Here is a 19,724-nt window from a genome sequence, read left to right as displayed (position 1 = left end):
TGCAAATATACAGCTTTCGCATGGGAAATCAGCGAGAAACACTTGCAAACCTGCAAATTCTTCTGTAATTTTGTAAGCAAAACAGCAGTGATATGAAGCAGAGAATGGTTTTAGGATGGGTGATGTTGATGGTTGTTTTCGGGCTTGTTTCGTGTCAAACCCACCGTAACAACCGTGTTTGTGATGCGCGGAAGGGCGCAACAGAAGTGGAAAACAACACCAAAGAAGAAGACGATACGTCGCGCATGATTATCAGTTCGGCCGAAGTAATCGACACAGTGGTGGGCGATTGGCAAATCTATGGCATCAAGAAGCCCAATCGTTACAAGATTGAATATGTGCCCAACGACTATGAATTGAATAATTCGGTGTTTCTCACGCTGCGTTATCGCGGTCGGGTGGTGCTGAAAAACAAAGAGATTTCGAGCCGCATGCTCTCTGGAAAGCCGCGCGACTATGTGCTGTCAACGTTTGAATTGCTCCATGTTTCGCCCTCAGCGGTTTATTTTAACTTTACGGACGATGTGCCTGAAGCTTGTGGCTTTTTCAACTTCGTCTATTGTGTTCCGGCACAGGGAAAGCCCAAACTCTATAATGTTGAGGGTGACGACCGTGCCGATATCGGTTATGTGCTGACGCGGTTGAGCGAGATGTTTGCCATCTATTTCCACGAGAAAATCTATTATAAAGCAACTTTCGCCGAACTTTCGCCTTTGCTTTCGTCCTATTTCACGAAGGAAGTGATTGATGAAATGCGCAGGAAAGGTGCGCGAGGCGACGAGGAAGTGCTGTTTGGACGGCCGTTGCAAGATGTCGAACGGGTGCGCAAAACGCAGAACTTCGAAGATAACGATGAAGACCCATGGACGAAAATGACCTGCGCTTTCTCGAAAAATGCAGCCGACACCGTTGCCCTTCGCTATGAGTTTACCCCCTTTAAGGAGGACGAGGAACCCAAGATTGCGCGCATCGTGCCATGGAAATAGCCGTTGCGCGCCGTGGGTTGCGTGAGCAGACTATAAAATCTGCTCGGCATGTGCCTTCACTTTGATTTGCTTAGGACCAAAGATTTGCGTCACGACGCCCGCTTCATCGGTGATGAAGGTGGTTCGGAAAACGCCCATATACGTGCGGCCCGCCATCTTCTTCTCGCCATAAACGCCGAGCGCCTGCACCAACTTCAGGTCAGTATCGGCAATCAACGGGAACGGCAACTGATGCTTTTCGATAAACTTTTTGTGCGACTTCGCATCCTGAGTGCTGCAACCTATGACGGCATAACCTTGCGCAAGAAAGCGCTCATAGTTGTCTCTGAGGTTGCAAGCCTCGCTCGTACAGCCCGGCGTTGCGTCGCGCGGATAGATGTAGAGCACGAGTTTTTTACCGGCGAAATCGCTGAGATGCCATTCTTTTCCGTCTTGGTCGGTGCCAAGAACCTCGGGTAGTTTTTGTCCAATTTCCATTTTTTGTTCCTTTCATTTAATGGGTTATCATATATATAAGGTGTAATCCCGTAGGGGGATTATCCTTGTTTCCAAATAAAATGGGGATGGTTTTCGTCGCCATAATGGGGTGCAAACGCAAAACCTTCGTAGGCGAATTGCGGCAAATCGGCGGGCTGTTGCCAAACCTTTTGCAGGATTTGACGCGTCATTGCTCCACGACAACGCTTGGCATACAAAGCCATGACGCGCATTTTATCGCCCTTTTCAACATAGAACAGCGGTTGCACCACGCGCACTTCACGCTGCACGCGTCGCCAATCGAACAGGTGTTCGTATTCGGCTGTGGCCAAATGCACCAGCACACCATCGTCGGCTTGCACGGCATGAATGAGCACATCGGTGAGCCGTTCGCGCCAAAAGGCAAAGAGAGTCTGCCCTTGTGTGGCGGGCAAACGCACGTTACCTTCCATGCGATAAGGATGGATGAGGTCTAAAGGGCGCAGCAAACCATAGAGAAGAGAGATGATGAAAAGGTGGCGTTGGGCCTGCTGAAACTGTGCCGAAGTGAACGTTTCGGCGCGCAAATGTTTATAGGCTTCGCCATGATAAGCCAAGATGGCGGGCAGCTTTTCGGCTGCGTTGAAGAAACTTTGAAAACGCTGTTGGTTGTCGTGCGCCAGGCTTTCGCTGCATTGAAATGCCTGCATTAGCTCGGCCACCGACCATGAAGTGAGTGACAAAGCCAGCTCGTTGGCCTCGGTTTCAAACGCGGGTTGCGTGGCAAAGGGCACAGCGACATCGGCCGTAGCGTTCATGATTTTGGCTGAAGCGAGAATGATTTGCATAGCGTGGTGATGGTGTTTCCGTCGATGATTTGGTGCTGTTCGCTGCAAAAATCGGTGGGCATTGCGGGCGCGGGCGTGCCCCCTTTGATCAGGATGGGTGCCGTTTCGATGCGCACTTCGTCCCACAAGCCGCGCGCAAGAAAACTGTTGAGTGTGCCCGTTCCGCCTTCAACGAGCAGCGATTGGCAGTGCTCGGCATGGAGTTGGGTCAGCAACTCGTCGATGTTGCCGGCCACACGCCATCCCGAAAGCCTCGCGTTTTGTGCCGCTAATGTGCGTGACAGCACGATGCGTTGGGGCGAAGCGCCGCTCCAATAGCGTGTGTTGAGTTGCGGATGGTCGGTTGAAAAGGTGGTGTGCCCCACGAGAATGGCATCACATTCGGCGCGCAGTTGATGCACCAGCCGCCGCGTTACGGGCGTGGAGAGCGACAAAGGCTGCCCCGAAGCGTCGCTGATGATGCCATTTTGCGTTTGCGCCCATTTCAAAATGAGGTAGGGGCGATGCTCGGTGTTGCTGGTGATGAAGCGGCGATTGAGCGCGCGACATTCGGCTTCTAACACGCCCACGGTCACCGCAATGCCCGCCTCGCGCAGCCGTTGGATGCCTCGTCCGTGGACTTTTGCAAACGGATCGACGCAGCCAATGACGCATCGCCTCACACCTTTGCGCACGATGAGGTCGGCACAAGGCGGCGTTTTGCCATGGTGTGAACAGGGCTCTAACGACACATAGAGGGTGGCATCGCCGAGCAAAGGCTCATCCTCGGGGCGCACATGTGCAAAGGCATTGACCTCGGCATGGCCTTCACCGCACCGCACATGATAGCCTTCGCCAATGATTCTGCCGTGAGAAACAATCACCGCACCCACCATAGGGTTGGGCTTTGCCAACTGTTTTCCGTTTTGGGCTAACTGTAAACAGCGCCGCATGTAAATTTCATCTTCCATCGACCGCGAATTTACAAAGAATTATTGAATTGCCGATTGATTTGCAAGAGAAGTTCGCCCGCGCCACCTTCCCATGCAAAGTTTTAGTGCTTGCGGAAGCTCCGCAAGCACTAAAAAGTTTGTTTTGTCATTTGCGGAAGCTCCGCAAGCACCAAAAAGTTTGTTTTGTCATTTGCGGAAGCTCCGCAAGCACTAAAATATTTGTTTTGCTATTTGCGGAAGCTCCGCAAGCATTAAAAAGTTTGTTTTGCCATTTGCGGAAGCTCCGCAAGCGCTAAAATGTTTGTTTTGCTATTTATGGAAGCTCCGCAAGCATCTATCGTTATTTGTTTTGAGACTTGCGGAGCAAAGGTACCTGCTTAATATTTAAAGGTGGCCGTAAGCGTGATGTTGCGCCCGTCGGCATGTGCATATTCGGCGTTGCGTGCCATGAGCATTGAGGAGGGAGTGTAGTAGGTGTAGTTCAAAAGATTGGAAACACCTAACGCGAAGTTCCATTGCTTCACGTCAACACCCGCCGTGAGATTGAGCAGATTGATGCGATTAACAATGCCCTCGCCCTCTGCATAGTTGCCCGAAGCATCGGGGGAAAAGCGGTGGCGTTTGCCGGTGTGCAGATATTGTAATTGCAAATAGGTGTGCTTGATGGGCTGATATTGCGCATACATGCTGAGCTTTGCGGCCGGGATAGACACGTTGGACATGTAGTGATCCCAGCTGGTTCCGTTGGATTTGAGCTTTCCTTCGAACCACGAAAAGTTGGCTCCGGCTTTGAGATTGGGCAGAATTTGCGCATCGGCATCCAACTCCATGCCATACACTTTCTGCGGACTTCGGTTGACAACCCAAAAGCCATGGTCGATTTTCAGGTCGCTGCCGAGCTTGGCATAGGTGTAGAAGAACGAGGCATTGAGCTGCAACCAACTGCACGGAACCGAATAAACGCCCAGTTCATAGTTGTTGGTTTTAACCGGTTCGGTGGCGATATGTGCCAGCACATCGGCCTTGGCGGCGCGCAGGGTGCGGCCTAAATCAAAGATAGAGAAGCCTTGCGAATAGGCCACGAAGGGCTGAAATGCGCGGTATTTGTTGAACGACAACCCCGCGTTGAACGAGAGACTGTTGTAGTTGAGATGCCCGCCTTTCACGCTAACCAAAGGGTCGGAGAGGCGATTGCGCAGCACTTGATAGTCGGGCACATGCACGTTGATGGCGTCATAGCGTGCACCTATTTTCACGTTGAGCCACTGAAAAAGCGTTGTTTTGGTTTGGATGAAGGGCGCATGTGTGTTGCTTGTGAGCCAAGGCACCCAATAACGTCCGTCGACAAGCGGCTGGGCTGTTTTGTTAAACAAGTAATCGTAGCCATAGAGAATGTGGGTGAACGCCTGCTCGGAGAACACCAAATGCGTGTTGAACTGCGCGCGAAGCCCCAACTTGCGGTCTTTGATGGCCGACTGTCCGCTGGTTTCTTCCCAGCGCGGTTGGGCGGGATTGGCGCGTCGGAAATCGAAGATGGTGTAGAGACTCGACCCAAAAACGGATGCTTCTAAATCGGTATGTGCGAAAATTTGCTTTGAAGTAAATTTCAAATAGCCGTTGTGATTGTAGCGCGTTCCCTCGTCAACAGCCTGCGGATCGCGGTTGCCAATGACGCCGATGGCAGGGTTTTTGAGGTATTTTCCGCCTTTGGGAATGAGCGGCGTGTCTTGCAAACTGCGATAGAAATTGTACATCAGTTCTATGCGATTCTTAGGCGAAAGCTGATAGCCGAGCGTCACTAAGGCATTGCTGGTGTAGGTATCTCCAAGGCCATAGCGCGGCGAAATGAACTGTCCGTCGCCGTCAATGCTGCTGCCGGTGCGGCCAAAAGTTCCGCTCACCAAATAGTCCATGTTGCACAGTTTGCCATAAAGTTGCTGGTTAAGCCGATAGCCTTGCCCCTTACTTTGGCTGAAAAAGTTGTAGGTTGAACCGGCGATAGCGGTTTGTCCTGCCAGTGTTTTTGCACTCGAATTCTTCTTCGTGATGATGTTGATGAGGCCACCAATGGCGCCGTTTCCATAGAGTGCCGTCGACCCTTTTACGATTTCAATATGGTCGATGGCGGCCACATCGATGGTGCGGATGTCGCGGTCGGTGGAGCGCAGTGGGGTGGATTGCGGAATACCATCGATGAGAACCAGTGCGCTTCGGCCGCGCAATGTTTGCGAACGCGAGCTGGTTGTGTTGCTCGAGAGTGCCATTCCCGGCGCAAGCAGCCCCAAAAGTGTCGACATGTCGGGCGCCACTTTGCTTACGGCTTCGAGCTGTTGATGGTCGATGATGGTCACCGAAGCAGCGGCATTTTGTTTCGCTTCGGGCATGCGCGTGGTGCTAATCACCACATCGTGAAGCTGGAAAGTGGAGTCTTGCAAATGGCGTTGTGCCTGCATCTGCAGCGGCATGAGCAGTGCAAAGCATGCTAATGATTTTGAAAAAATGAGTTTCATATTCAATACAATTTTTTTAATCAATACTGTTATCGGCTGCAAAATTACCGCGAGAAAATGGGCCTTGCAATACCTAATATTAGGTAAAAAGCATGAATTTATGAGCTCCGATAGCTTAAATCTGCGAAAAAGCCTTATCTTTGCAAGGCTTCCAAAACCCAAACAATGAAGCAACAACGAAACCCAAAAATAGGCTTTCCCGACCTTGGGAACAGCTGAATTGGATAAAAATGATGGTTCCCGCCCCCAGGAACAACGATTTTTCTTAAAAACAAGCGTTCCCAACCTTGGGAACAACAATTTTTTTTGAAAATGGATGTTCCCGACCCCGGGAAGCGATGAAAATGATAAAAATAAGCGTTCCCGACCTCGGGACGGCATAAAACGATAGAAAAATGAAACGATTACGCACCTGTTTCGCAGCCCTTTTGCTGGCTCTCGGCTGTTCGGCTGCCTCAAAATCGTCCTTTGTGCAAGTGAAAGATGGCCGTCTTTGGCATCACAATAAGCCCTATTATTTCGTTGGAGCCAACCTGTGGTATGGTGCTATCTTGGGCTCTACGGGCAAAGGTGGCAACCGAAGACGCTTAGGTCTTGAGTTAGATCGGCTCAAACGCATGGGCATTAACAACCTCCGCGTGCTCGTGGGGAGCGATGGTGAGGAGGGCGTTACGGCTAAAGTGACCCCCACTTTGCAACGTGCGCCCGGCGTTTATAATGACAGTGTGCTCGACGGGTTGGACTATCTGTTGCAAGAAATGGAGCGTCGGGGCATGCTGGCCGTGCTCTATCTCAACAATTCTTGGGAGTGGAGCGGTGGTTATGGCTACTATTTGGAGCAGGCAGGGGCAGGAAAAGCCATGCAACCGGCCGTCGTAGGCTATCAAAACTACGTGCGCTATTCGGCACAGTTTGCCACCAACGAGCGTGCACAGCAACTGTTTTTCAACTACGTGCGCTTCATTCTCACGCGCAAAAATCGCTACACCGGCCGTCGTTATCGCGATGAACCATCGATTATGTCGTGGCAAATTGGCAACGAGCCACGTGCCTTTTCGCGTGAGGCTTTGCCTGCCTTCGAGGCGTGGTTGCGCAGGGCTTCGTGGCTCATTCGCAGCTTAGACAAGAACCATTTAATCTCGATTGGCTCAGAAGGTGAGGTGGGCTGCGAGATGGATATAGACTGTTGGCGGCGCATTTGCAGCGACCCCAACGTGGATTATACCAACATTCACATCTGGCCTGCCAACTGGGGGTGGGCGCATCGCGACTCGTTGGATGTGCATTTGCGACGCGCTATCACTTACACCTACGATTACATTGCGCGTCATTTAGCCATTAGCGAGGCGCTGCATAAGCCCATGGTGCTTGAAGAGTTTGGCTATCCGCGCGACGGTTATGCCTTCTCGCCCAAGACAACCACGCGCAACCGCGATGCCTATTATGCCTTTGTGTTCGACGATTTCATCAAAAAGGCGAAACAAGGCAGTTGCTTCTCGGGCTGCAACTTTTGGGCTTGGGGTGGCGATGCCGTAGCCAAACACGAGCAATGGCAGCCGGGTGACCCCTATATGGGCGACCCAGCACAAGAGCCTCAAGGCCTTTATTCGGTGTTCTTAAGCGACAGGTCGACCTGCAATATCATACAAAATATCATTAAAAAGCTACCCAATTAGCGCGTAACTAATCAATGAAAATGAAGAAATATCGAAGTTGATGTAAACTAACTGATAATGAGGAGGGAATACACGAATTGGCATAATACTGCTCTATTGTAAAGGGCAGAAATATGCAGATTTAGGCAGAAGTTCAGTTACCAGAGTGTTACCTTGTTTTGATGTTGGTAACGATGGAGAAGAAATAGGTAACTGAATTATTTTAGCTCGTGTGGCTGTTGCTTTGGTCGGCAGTTTTCTGCGTAAGTGAGGAACGCTTTAATTCGGGTAATTTTGCCCACAAATATTAAAGCGTATGGAAAAAGAAAAGATGAAAGTGTTGCTCTACCTTAAAAAGAGCGGTATAGGCAAATCAGGTAAAGCCCCGATTATGGGACGTATTACCATTGGGCGTTCCATTGCCCAGTTTAGTTGTAAACTCTCCTGCAACCCCGACTTGTGGAATTCACGTGAGAGCAGGATGGACGGCAAGAGCCGCGAGGCGGTGGAGATTAATGGGAGATTGGAGAACCTGCTGCTTTCCATTCAATCTGCCTATCAGTCGCTAATTGCCAAAGGACAGCCATTTGATGCAACTGATGTAAAGGAACAGTTTCAAGGCAGCGTACAGGCAAGATGTATGCTCATCGAAAGGTTGGATATGCTCATCAAGGAGAAAGAAAGCCATATCGGTATAGACATCAAGGAAGAGTCTGTGTCTGCCTATCATTCCACTCGGAAACGGTTGCAAGAGTTCATTCAGAGGAAGTATCATGTTTCGGACTTGGTTTTCTCGCAGCTGACAGAAAGCTTTATCTATGAATTGCAAGCATTCTGTCTCGGTGAACTCGGTCATCAGCAAAGCACATTCTTCAGAGTTGCAGCGGATTTGAAGACCGTCTGCAGGCTGGCTTATCGTGAGGGGCTGGCTGATACGCTTCTGTTTGACAAAGTCCATATAGAACGGGGAGACAAGAAAGCACCTAAAGCTCTTGACGAAGAAGCATTGGACAAGTTGAAGGCACTCTGCTTTGATGAATTGGAAAAAGAAATGGGAACTGCTTGTGATGTGTTTCTCTTCGCCTGTTATACCGGTGCAGCCTATTGTGATTTGATGGAACTAAGCAAAAAGCATCTTGTCCATGATGATGCAGGCAGTTTGTGGTTGAAGTTCAACCGACAGAAGACGGGTGTGCTTTGTCGTATCAAGTTGTTGCCGGAAGCAGTTCGATTAATTGAGAAAATGCACAGCGATGAAAGGGAAGCACTACTGCCTTTCATAAAATATCCCACTTATCAGTCCTGTCTTAAAGCCTTGCGATTACGGGCAGGTATTTCTTTTCCATTTACATCACATACTGCAAGGCATACCTTTGCCACGCTTATCACCTTGGAACAGGGCGTTCCTATTGAAACGGTGAGCAAGATGCTCGGACATACGAACGTAAGTATGACCGAACGTTATGCAAAGGTAACACCACAGAAACTCTTTGAGGAGTTTAACCGTTTCCTTTCTTTCACAGAAGATTTAAGTTTAACCATTTAACCAAGATTTTTTATGAGAAGTACATTCAAGATATTGTTTTACATCAACAGACAGAAAATAAAAGCAGACGGCAAGACTGCTATTCTCTGCCGTATCACCATAGATGGTAAGAGCACTGCTATCACCACAGGCGAGCAGTGCAAGTCCTCCGAGTGGAACAGTAGGCAAGGGATGACAACCGACAAGAAGACCAATCAAAGAATCGGCGAGTTTAAGGAACTTGTAGAGAAGACCTATCAGGATATTCTGATAAAGGACGGAGTGGTAAGTGTGGAACTGCTTAAAAACCGTTTGCAGGGAATAGCCACCACACCGACAACACTTCTTGCCATGAGCAAGACAGAACTGCAATCCGTTAAAGAGTGCGTGGGTAAATCAAGAGCAAAAAGCACTTATCAGAATCTTCTCTATTCAGACAAGTTACTTACGGAGTTTGTAAAGGATAAGGGAATGATGGATATAACCATCTCTGCAATAACGGAAGACTTGTTTGAAGAATACCGTTTCTATCTGAAAAAACGAGGCTTGGCAACAGCGACTATGAATCGTTACCTTTGTTGGTTGAGTAGGTTGATGTACCGTGCGGTCAGTCAAAGAATCATCCGTTGCAATCCCTTTGAGAATGCCAAGTATGAGAAAGCGGAACAGAAGATACGCTTTTTGCAAAAGAGCGAAGTATCTAAACTTATGGCACTGAGAGTACTTGATAAGGAGGCAGAACAAGCAAGACGGATGTTTATCTTTTCTTGTTTTACGGGATTGGCTATTGCTGATATAGAACATTTGCAATTGAAACACGTCCTAACGGCAGCAGGCGGACAAAGATATATCCGAAAAGAACGGCAGAAGACAAAGGTGGAGTTTATTGTGCCCCTGCACCCGATAGCGGAGGCCATCATCAATCAATGTAAGGAAGAACAACCAATGAATAAAGAAAGGCAAACGGTGAAAGACAAAGACAACAGCTTTATCTTCCGAACTAATTACAGCCGTAGTGTGATGAGCGTAAAGCTGAGCATCGTGGGCAAGGCTTGCGGTATCAGGGAACGGTTGTCCTACCACATGGCAAGGCACACGTTCGGCACGATGAGTTTAAGTGCAGGAATACCCATCGAAAGCATTGCCAAGATGATGGGGCACGCCTCTATATCCAGTACTCAAATCTACGCACAGGTGACGGACAATAAGATTTCGGAGGACATGGACAGGTTGATAAGGAAACATCAAAAAGAAGAAACAAAGGAGGAAGCCGTATGAATGTCAATCACCATCAAACAAAAAGAGAGCGCAGCTATTTCGAGTGGAACGACAATATGCAAATCACTCGCAAAGGCAAAGGCGATATAGCCATGACAGAGAGCGAGCTCGTTGGTTTCTTCGGTGTAACGTGGCGAAAGCTCAATTATCGTCTGCAGCAACTACTAAAAGAACCTTCCCTACGTCCCAATGAAAGGAATGCAGGGGAGGTGGAAGTCTACGTGAACGGACAGTTAAAAGGATATGCTCCGCTTTATCCGCTTTCAATCATTATCGCTTTGTCCTATCAATTGGACAGCACGGAAGCACATTTGTTCAGGAACTACATCTGCCAAGAGTTACAACACCCAACACCTATGGTAGAACAGATATACCTACACTGCAATGGCAGTATCAATTGATATGCTTTTCTCTTTCACCGATATTATCTTACTACATAACTACAAGGAAAGGCAATACGGTGAAAGAAAAAGGATTGGCGTGTAGTCAGAAAGGAGAAATCGCTGTTACGACAACAAACTACAGTTTGCAAAGTTACAACGAAAAGCAAGGCGATGCTTGTTTTATATTTCAAACAATTTGTATATCTTTGCAATATAACCGAGACTTTTAACGAGATGAGGGATATTAGAATTGAAAAGGGAATAAATAAAGACAATGCCTTGCTTTTATGTGAATGGTCCAATGAACAAGGAAAAGAGTTTCAGGAGCAATGGATAGGTTCCGAAATTTCTTACCCGCTGGACTATGATAAAATAAAGGACTTGGGAAATGTGTTTTCGATATTCAACCAAGGGGAATTTATCGGAATGATACAAGAAGTACGAATTGGCAAGGATAACATACACATAGGTAGATTTGTAATAGATCCCCGAAAAACAGGATTGGGCTTTGGGACTGAGGCCCTAAAAAGATTTGTAGATTTCATTCTTGAGGATGATAATATTAAAAGTATTTCCCTAACGGTCTTTGATTTCAACCAAAAAGCAAAGAGAATTTATGAGAAACTTGGGTTTGAAATCAATGAGGTAATTGAGAGTCCAAGGCTGAAATACATTATGAAGAGATGCAGATAAATCCGAATTTATCTAACTCAATACAACAAAACAGTTTAAGAAACAGTAAATTAATTTATAAGATAAAAAACGGTACTTGAAGCAGATACGTCTCTACCCAAGTGCTGTTTTTCTGTCCACCAATACGGTCCGCCTTGCGTCTTTTATCCCGTCCGACAACTCTCATAATTCACCTGTTTGGATAGATTGATGTAAAGACACCTCAAACAGAAAGAACTTGCCCCACTAATACGGAGCAAGTCCTTTTATACCTCACGACTTTTTCCTAAATACTCATGCCGCCTCTTCTCAATGCGCAGATGCCGCTGAAAAGAGATTGAGGACGACTACTCCTGCAACGATGAGTGTAACGCCGATGCCTGCCGCAAAATCGAATTTTTGCCTGAAAAATACAACGGAAATAATATTACCCAATACAATTCCCAGCCCAGCCCACACTGCATAGGAAATTCCTAACGGAATAGTTTTCAAGGACAACGAGAGGAAATAGAAACAAGCAATGTAAGCAAGACAGGTCCCCACTGCCGGTAGCGGCTTTGTGAAGCCATCAGAGAGTTTTATGCACACCGTTCCTGCTGTTTCTAAAATAATGGCAAGTGTAAGAAATAAGTAAGCCATAGTAAAAACAATAAAGTAAGGGCCGAGTGTACGCCGTCACCCATCTGCGTTTTCGTCTGCAAAGGTACAATTTTTATTTGAGATTGCCGAAAAGTCTATGAGTTTTTGTATTCCTCCGCATCCGTTCAAAATTGTCTTATAGGATAATTTTGCTACTCTGTAAAACACTGATTATCAATGAGTTGCAAAGGTGTGTTTTTTAGCCTTGAAAACGGTGCTTCCGACACATGAAAAATATCCTTTTCGTATGCTGGAAACACGTTTTTCGTTAAGGCATTACGATACTGCCAGCATGCTATTTTGCGTTTACAATGTCTTCCTGCGGGGCGAAGTCGAGACTTCGGATGTCGAAAGAATCACGTATTGCCGTACTCTTGGTAAACTGCACATTCACCTGCTTGATGAGTTTTGCGCCTTTTGTCTTGGCTTCGACGGCCGTTGCTGCACCCTCCGCCTTGATGGTGAGACAGAACGAACCGATGTCGCCCAGTCTCACGGTGTTGCCATTCTCTAAGGCCTCAATAACTTTGTACTGTAAGGCGTCCAACACAGCCTTTACGTCAGCACTCGACACGGTGGAGCGTTTCTCTATCCGCTTTACGATTTGTGCCAGCATTACCGGCGTGGTCGGTGCAGCCTGCGGATAAAACTTCACTTCTTTTTTTCAGTGGATTCTTCTTCGCTTGAATTACGTACTTTATCATCTCGCTTAGAATTAAAGGGTTAGTAATGCTACAAAGGTGCAAATAACATTGCTATGTGCAATATTGGCACAAATTCTTTAACCATCAATCAAACGAGTTAATTTTCTAACTTAACTCATTTAAAATAGCAAAACAGGAAAAGTTAATTAATGTTGCTAATATCTGAAGAGAAATATCTACCTTTGCGCTTAAAATATTAAAATTATAAGCAGCAGACATACTATCATAGGATAATGAATGCTACTTTAAAAATATAAACAAAACAACACAATGATTATCATATTCAGTATATTTCTGGCCTTACTCTTATGGGGTATTATACAAACTACTTCACTCACTCTTATTATAAAGGAGGTGCGTAAGGCAAATTGGAAGGAATGGATTAATATAATTGTAGGATTTCTGAAGAAGCGTGCTGAGCGTAAAGTGTTCTACACTTTTATGGCAACAGAGGCTTCTCTTTCCGGTCTTATACCTCAACTTCTGAGAGCTCACATTTCTTTCCGTTACGCTGATAAGGAAATAACTTTTTGGGGGGTTCTGTCCCAAAACTCTGAATGGTTGAGTTTTGGAATAGCAGTGCTAATTGCCATTGCTTATTTTCTGTATCTTTGGCAGTCTAATAAGAAAAAGCCTGAAGAGTGGAAAAAAATAGTTGAGGCATGTCGTTTGATAGATGAAGAGTTAAACTTCATTCCCACGCAGAAGTGGTTTGAAGAACAGAATATCAAGCAGATTAAGAATTTGGATAAGCGTTATTCAGAGAACCGTAACTTCCCATTTGAAGATATGGATTTCGCATTGGCTTCATTGCACATTACTGATAGGTTCAAGCCTTTACTAAAAGAGAAAATAGAGAAATTTAGAGATACATTGAAATCATTTATAATAAGTACAGACAAAGAACCTTCTTGCTCTGAAATTTCAGCTCAATGTAGGCATCTTGTTAAAAAGATGGACAGCTTAAGTGGAACAGCAACTTCTTATATTGAATTAAGAGAATCAGTAAATGGATTCCTCTCTATATTTAACAATTTCTGTTACAATTCTGAAAGTAACAATAGAAATGACATTCGAACAAAAGGGTATTTTATTCGTGAAGATGGACATGCCTTACAGAAAGTGCTTTCCAATAATTGGATTGAGTTCAAGAAACATCATACAATTATAGTTACGGGTGTTGCTGGTACGGGAAAGTCTCATCTTATAGGCGATATGGTTACTCAACGTAAACGTGCCCATGAACCATCCATATTACTTTTAGGGCAACATTTTACAGCATCATCAGACCCTCTCTCCCAAATTCGCGAGTTGTTGGATATAAAATGTAGAAAGGAAAAATTACTAAAAGAACTCGATAATTATGGTAAGAGAATAGGGGAGCCTGTAGTGTTATTTATTGATGCAATTAACGAAGGAGCTGGTGATGAGTTATGGAACAAATTTCTGTTGGATTTTCTGCAAAGTATATACTCATGTGAGTATCTGCGTCTTATTATAAGCTTTCGTATATCAGATTGTAAAAATTGGTTTTATGATATTGCTCATAATTCTGAATACGCAGTATATCAGCATCATGGATTCAAAGGACATGAGAGAGAAGCATGTGAGTACATGTTCTCATCTTTTGGTATAGACCAACCAACTTGGCCTGTATATGGAGAAGAATTCTCTAATCCTCTTTTCTTAATCAAGTATTGTCGCAATCATGAAAAAAGTCATCGTCCATTGGTGTTTGCAAATTTCTGGACAACTATTCTAGAATATTGTGATGATGCCAATCATGAAATAGCGATAAAATTTAAGTATAACAAAGCTCAAAATCTTGTAACTAAAGCACTGCGTTCGGTAGCTGAATTAATGGTTACAACTGGTAGTCGTTGGCATCTTAAATATCAAGTTGTAATGGAAAGATTGGCACAGGATGCTAAATATACAAGGACGCCCAACGAATTCTTTGAATTGCTAATAGATGAGGGATTATTAAGAACAGATGTCTATGACGGTGGTGTCACATATGTAAATTTTGGCTTTGAAAGGATAGGCGATTATTTTATCGCAGAATATCTGATTTCAAATACACCAGCCAAAGAATGGTTCAAATATAACTTGGGAAATCTTTCTGAAGCTTTAGCAATTCTTGTTCCCTCAATTAAAAATAAAGAACTGATAGAACTAGTTGAGGAGAATGATAAAGAAGAGGCATATCAATCATTTATTGATAGTGCAATGTGGCGAGATAGTTTCACCATGAAAGGAGATGAATTGATATGCAAAATAAAGGAAGCAAACAAATACGGTTTGATGTTTGAAATTATATTATCTCGCCCTTACAGAACAGATGTAGCCTCAAATGGATTTGTCTTGTATGATATGTTATGGAATTTAAGTATGGCGCAACGAGACGCTATATGGACTGTTTTAATTTCTGATCCTTGGTCGCATGGCAGGAAAGTTCTGGATTTGGCACGATGGGGGTGTGAAGCTTCGAACAACACTCTTAAATCAATAGATAATCAGATAGCTAAGGCATGTCTTGAGACTTTGGTATGGACACTATCCACTACTTGGCGAGAACTGAGAGATTGTGCTACACATGCCATTGTAAATATTTTAGTTCAGCATAAAAAACTTCTTCTGCCATTACTAGAGAAATACTATTTTGTTAATGATCCTTACATTCAAGAACGTTTGTGGTGTGCTGTCTATGGAGCGTTACTCCTAATGCAAGATGATAAAAATAGCTGTACAGTTGCACAGTGGGTATATAGTAACGTCTTCGTCAAGAAACATGTACCTGAACACATTTTGGTGCGTGACTATGCTTGTAATATTGTAGAGTTTGGTATTAGTAGAGGTTTGGATATAAGGATAGAACAGGGACACATAAAAGTTCCCTTTACAGACGGGACCTTACCTCCCATTCCTTCAAACGATGAAATTACTGCAAAGTATGATAGAGATTGGAAAACAGTTCCAGAAAATGAACGAGACGTATATATGGTTCAGCACTCAATATTATCGTCTATGGCTCCAGAGTATGGAGTAAGAAGTTATGGAGATTTTGGAAGATATGTATTCCAATCTAATCTTGGTGGCTTTGGGGAGAATGTAGAGATGTTGTCGAATTGGGCCATACATATGATATTTGAAGAGTATGGATATGATCCTAATGTTTTTGTTCACTTCGATAAGAACAACGATAGCCATAATCGATCTCATGGCAAAATTGAACGTATAGGAAAGAAATATCAGTGGATAGCCATGTATCGCATTATGGCTCGGATGTTAGACAAATACCCTGATAAAGATTGGAGTAATGAATGGTCTGATCCTGTACGAAGAGCCAGAACTATTGACCCTACAATATATCCTGGGCGTAAGTCATTACATCATCAGAGCAAATATAAACTTCCTGATTTTGATATATCGGTACCGAAAAATGATCTCAAATGGTTGAAGACGTGGAAAAATATGCCAAGAATTAGGGAGTATGTTCTTATTACTGATGAAGATGGAATTGAATGGGTAAATTTATTTTCATACAGCAAGTTTGTGCATGAACCAGATGACGATAAAGCTCTTATAAGAGATTTATGGACTTTCATACAGGCATATGTTGTCAATAAGGAGGCCTTGAGTACTGTGCGTGACAACTTATACCATATAGGAATTGAAGGACGTTCCTTTCATGAGAATAACGAGATTTACAATGTATTTACTCGTGAATTTTATTGGTCGACAGCTTATAAGAATGCTGTAAGTATTGAGAACCACAAAAGAATACCATTCTCTGTAGGACATAAGATTTTCGATGAAATTATCATGGAACCTGCTTATTTGCAGTACACCCTCTCATATGACGATGATGTGTCATCCGATGATTTTGTCAATCTGCTTCTGCCTAATGAGTGGTTATTCAATGGGCTCCAATTGAAATTTTCTAATGATGTTGGAGTATGGGTGAATGATAAAAATGAGATTGTTGTATTGGACAACTATATGTTCTCAAGTGGACATAGCGCATTATTAGTACGCAAAGACCATCTTCTTAATTATCTCAATGCTAACGAAAAGATAATGTTTTGGCCAATCCTAACTGAGAGGATGATTCGTTCAAGAGGGGTAGGTTATGCTAATCATAGTCAGAATGGTGGCTGTGCTTATATGGATGAGAAAGGCGCTATACATCAGAAACTTAGATGTTATGAGCCTTCAAATATAGAAAAGAAATATTCAAAGTTTAAAAGCTTGATTATCAAGAAAACTAATACTGTTTTACTTTGGCTTCACAAACACCATCTTATTTGGTTACCCAAAAATAAGAAGGAAGAGCTATATTATGGTATAGATTATATGTATTTAAGAAACTCCAAAATAGATATTTTTGCCAGCATTCCCAATGTATCGGAATGGTTGAAGAAAGCTGCTGAAAATAATAAGATTATCAAAAAAGAAGAGAATATTGAGTAAGTATGCCGCACGAGATTATAGGTATAAGACATTAACTAAGTTGCCCTCATATCAGAAAGTTGCTTAACGAGTTAGCCCTATATCTTTATTGAAATTCTCTTATAAGACAAAGCTCCCCATGTAAGATTTTGATTGCCAGTGAATTATAAACATGCGTATTTGAGCTTTAAAAACGATGTTCCCGACACATGAAAAGTATCCTTTTAGTGTGTCGGAAACACATTTTTCGTTAAAGCTATATGACGTTTCCTTTGTAATTCTCCTCCAGCATCCTTTTCAAGTCCGAAGCCTTGTAGAGTATCTTTCCTGCAAACTGCGTGTAAGGGATAATCTTCCTGTCTCGGTAGTCCTGCAAGGTACGGGGACTGATGTACAGCCGCTCACACACTTCCTTACCCGTGAGGAAAAGTTCGCCTGCAAAGAGTGGCTTGTGCGTATCCGCTACTTCCACAATCCGTTTGCCTACACCTCTCAAGGCCGAGACGATCAGCTGCATCTCATCCGTCTCCATGTTCAAATCTCTTGCTGTTTCCATCATATCTGTCTGTTTTTAGGTTTGTTCGACTTCGTAAGAAGAAGTGTTTCCACATCCTCGCGCTTGTAATAGCACTTGTGTCCGATTTGCGTAAACGGCAGTACGCCCGTATCACGATAATGCTGCAAAGTGCGTTTGCTGATGTTCAGCAGTCGGCACACATCGCCGTTGTGCAACCAGTCCGTATGCTTACTCTTTTCTCCGAATGCCTTGTGGCAGCATTCCGCAAGGCTTAAGATTTCATCTCGAAGCTTTGCCCAATTGGTTTCCGTAATGATGTAATAGTTCATAATTTTATATTGTTATTGTTTGTTGTTTCAGTTCTTTCCTGTTTCTGCTGGCAAAGGTAATGGTGTACGTACGCCTCTCAAAGCCGTGGGGAACAGCAGGGAAGTATCGGGAACAATTGGGAAAAGAGCAATCCGTTTCATCGGTTCACATTTACGTTTTCCTGCCTCGTCTTTTTTCTTTCATTGCAAAGACAATCCAAGCGAGTGCAGAGGAAAGTTTACTTATCCTTTGCCGAGCGCAGCTTGTCTTATGCAAAATTAATATTGGATATTTCTTATTCCATCACTTTTCATTCACGTGGCAGCTTGTGGCACTATGACAAGGACAAAAGAGACAGATTTATACTTTTGCCACTACACAAATAAAGCTAATAAGACAATCAAAGCAAAAGAGTACATCTGAAAGCAGACAGTAACATCCGTATTTCAGATAACCTTTCTTTCCTGTCGTCCATTTTTTGCTTAATGAGACGATAAATGCTCTTTTTGACAGCCTGTTTCCCTAAGAATTTTGCAGCAGACGAGCGCAACATTATGCAAGAAGGCTCTGAATGCTTGGAAGTTACGCATTCTCACCCTAACTTCACTCTTGGAAACTAATTCAAGGAAATAATGAAAAAGAACGCAGATGCAGGCAATACAGGCAGCAGGAGAAATCCTCATCGAAGGGGTAGCTCATCCATGAACGCAGAGATAGAAAACTATCTCTCCACACACTACGATTTTAGATACAATACAGTATTGGGTAGAACCGAATACCGAAGTAGGAACGGCGGCATATTTACAAAAGTCGGTCGTTATGAAATCAATACGCTTCGCAGGGAACTTGATTGCGATAAAAACATAGCGACTTCTGCCGAGAACCTTTATTCCATCATTGAAAGCAGCTTTTCTCCCCGTATCAATCCTGTGCAGGAGTATTTAAAAGGGTTGCCATTGATAGATATAGGTGATGGTTGTAGCAATGGTGGTAGTTACAGTGGTAGTAGTGTTCTTACTTTCTTTTCACCAAAAGCAATTCCCGATTTGGCAAGCTGCGTTGTTGTCCGTAATTCTAACAAATGGTTGCCGTATCTTACCAAATGGCTTGTGGCGGTGGTCGCCAACGCAATCGACGACCGCGAGTGCCGTAACCATACCTGCCTCGTGTTGACAGGCGAGCAGGGAAAGTTCAAGACCACGTTCCTTGACCTGCTCTGTCCCCCAGCACTGCACGGTTACAGTTACACAGGAAAAATAATCCGCAGGAGAAAGACACACTCACCTATATCGGTCAGAACCTTATCGTAAACATAGACGACCAGCTAAAAGCCCTTAATAAGCGGGACGAGAATGAGCTGAAAAACCTCATCACCTGTCCGATGGTCAAGTACCGTATGCCGTATGACAAATATGTAGAGGAGCATCCCCACTTGGCAAGCTTTGTGGCATCAGTGAACGGCAATGACTTTCTTACAGACCCGACAGGCAGCAGAAGGTTTCTGCCCTTTGAAGTACTTTCCATAGACATAGAGAAAGCCAAGCGTATTTCAATGGACAATGTCTATGCTGAAGCCAAAGCCCTGTTAAAGTCAGGTTTTCGCTATTGGTTTGATGATGATGAGATAGCCGAGCTATATAGGGAGAGTGAAGACTTTCAAGTACAAACCGCAGAGATGGAACTTTTGTTGTGTTGTTTTGAAAAGCCAACGGAGGATGAAAGTTATTCGTTAATGACCACTACGGAGATACTCACCTATTTGGGTATTTATACCCACCAGCCACTTGTTGCCAAGCGGATGGGCGAAGCCTTGAAGAAAGCAGGATACATAAAGGTGAGCAAACGAAGAAACGGTGGT

The 19,724-nt window shown here is 44.3% G+C and carries 14 protein-coding genes and 2 pseudogenes; 8 read left to right on the top strand and 8 right to left on the bottom strand.

The window, feature by feature from the left end; all coding sequences use genetic code 11:
* Positions 1-92 precede the first annotated feature (92 nt).
* Positions 93-986 carry a hypothetical protein gene (locus X919_RS0107670; RefSeq protein WP_028899610.1) on the top strand — a complete coding sequence of 298 codons (894 nt, stop codon included), beginning with the start codon at positions 93-95 and terminating at the stop codon, positions 984-986.
* Positions 987-1,016: 30 nt separating this feature from the next.
* Here X919_RS0107670 and X919_RS0107665 read toward each other — a convergent pair whose 3' ends face one another.
* From X919_RS0107665 to X919_RS0107650, 4 genes are all read right to left on the bottom strand, one after another.
* Positions 1,017-1,463 carry a peroxiredoxin gene (locus X919_RS0107665; protein WP_025069801.1) on the bottom strand — a complete coding sequence of 149 codons (447 nt, stop codon included), beginning with the start codon at positions 1,461-1,463 and terminating at the stop codon, positions 1,017-1,019.
* 59 nt (positions 1,464-1,522) lie between these two features.
* On the bottom strand, positions 1,523-2,290 hold the full coding sequence (locus X919_RS0107660) for a YaaA family protein (RefSeq protein ID WP_028899609.1): 768 nt from the start codon (positions 2,288-2,290) through the stop codon (positions 1,523-1,525).
* Complete coding sequence (ribD, locus tag X919_RS0107655) at positions 2,257-3,240, bottom strand: bifunctional diaminohydroxyphosphoribosylaminopyrimidine deaminase/5-amino-6-(5-phosphoribosylamino)uracil reductase RibD (protein WP_028899608.1); 984 nt, start codon at positions 3,238-3,240, stop codon at positions 2,257-2,259. Before ribD ends, X919_RS0107660 begins: the two co-directional genes overlap by 34 nt.
* A 359-nt stretch (positions 3,241-3,599) precedes the next feature.
* Positions 3,600-5,687 (bottom strand): TonB-dependent receptor, encoded by a 2,088-nt coding sequence (locus X919_RS0107650; RefSeq protein ID WP_051502463.1) that lies wholly within the window; start codon positions 5,685-5,687, stop codon positions 3,600-3,602.
* Positions 5,688-6,127: 440 nt separating this feature from the next.
* Here X919_RS0107650 and X919_RS0107640 point away from each other — a divergent pair, with 440 nt between their 5' ends.
* The 5 genes from X919_RS0107640 to X919_RS0107620 all read left to right on the top strand — a co-directional run bounded on the left by X919_RS0107640 (position 6,128) and on the right by X919_RS0107620 (position 11,266).
* Complete coding sequence (locus X919_RS0107640) at positions 6,128-7,408, top strand: glycoside hydrolase 5 family protein (RefSeq protein WP_028899605.1); 1,281 nt, start codon at positions 6,128-6,130, stop codon at positions 7,406-7,408.
* A 295-nt stretch (positions 7,409-7,703) separates the two neighbouring features.
* A complete protein-coding gene (locus X919_RS0107635; RefSeq protein ID WP_028899604.1) occupies positions 7,704-8,933 on the top strand; it encodes a site-specific integrase in 1,230 nt (409 codons plus the stop codon).
* 12 nt (positions 8,934-8,945) lie between these two features.
* Positions 8,946-10,190, top strand: coding sequence for a site-specific integrase (locus X919_RS0107630; RefSeq protein ID WP_028899603.1), 1,245 nt, complete (start codon positions 8,946-8,948; stop codon positions 10,188-10,190).
* Positions 10,187-10,591 (top strand): hypothetical protein, encoded by a 405-nt coding sequence (locus X919_RS0107625; protein ID WP_028899602.1) that lies wholly within the window; start codon positions 10,187-10,189, stop codon positions 10,589-10,591. The genes X919_RS0107630 and X919_RS0107625 overlap by 4 nt, the downstream gene beginning before the upstream one ends.
* Before the next feature lie 216 nt (positions 10,592-10,807).
* On the top strand, positions 10,808-11,266 hold the full coding sequence (locus X919_RS0107620) for a GNAT family N-acetyltransferase (protein WP_028899601.1): 459 nt from the start codon (positions 10,808-10,810) through the stop codon (positions 11,264-11,266).
* 288 nt (positions 11,267-11,554) lie between these two features.
* Here the strand turns inward: X919_RS0107620 and X919_RS0107615 are convergent, their stop codons facing one another.
* Both X919_RS0107615 and X919_RS15110 read right to left on the bottom strand, forming a co-directional pair.
* Positions 11,555-11,884 carry a DMT family transporter gene (locus tag X919_RS0107615; protein WP_028899600.1) on the bottom strand — a complete coding sequence of 110 codons (330 nt, stop codon included), beginning with the start codon at positions 11,882-11,884 and terminating at the stop codon, positions 11,555-11,557.
* 295 nt (positions 11,885-12,179) lie between these two features.
* A pseudogene (locus tag X919_RS15110) lies at positions 12,180-12,588 on the bottom strand (HU family DNA-binding protein).
* Positions 12,589-12,858: 270 nt separating this feature from the next.
* On the opposite strand from X919_RS15110, the gene X919_RS0107605 reads away from it, so the two are divergent.
* Complete coding sequence (locus tag X919_RS0107605) at positions 12,859-17,061, top strand: NACHT domain-containing protein (protein ID WP_028899599.1); 4,203 nt, start codon at positions 12,859-12,861, stop codon at positions 17,059-17,061.
* Between the two features lie 235 nt (positions 17,062-17,296).
* Here the strand turns inward: X919_RS0107605 and X919_RS0107600 are convergent, their stop codons facing one another.
* Positions 17,297-17,599, bottom strand: coding sequence for a helix-turn-helix domain-containing protein (locus X919_RS0107600; protein ID WP_028899598.1), 303 nt, complete (start codon positions 17,597-17,599; stop codon positions 17,297-17,299).
* Positions 17,596-17,886 carry a helix-turn-helix domain-containing protein gene (locus tag X919_RS0107595; RefSeq protein WP_004354617.1) on the bottom strand — a complete coding sequence of 97 codons (291 nt, stop codon included), beginning with the start codon at positions 17,884-17,886 and terminating at the stop codon, positions 17,596-17,598. Before X919_RS0107595 ends, X919_RS0107600 begins: the two co-directional genes overlap by 4 nt.
* Before the next feature lie 477 nt (positions 17,887-18,363).
* Between X919_RS0107595 and X919_RS15100 the strand changes: the two are divergent.
* Positions 18,364-19,724, top strand: a pseudogene (locus X919_RS15100) (VapE domain-containing protein); the annotation flags it as partial.

The sequence above is a fragment of the Prevotella sp. HJM029 genome, from assembly GCF_000599605.1.
In the GTDB taxonomy this organism is placed as follows: domain Bacteria; phylum Bacteroidota; class Bacteroidia; order Bacteroidales; family Bacteroidaceae; genus Prevotella.
This window is presented reverse-complemented; position numbering and strand designations above follow the sequence as displayed.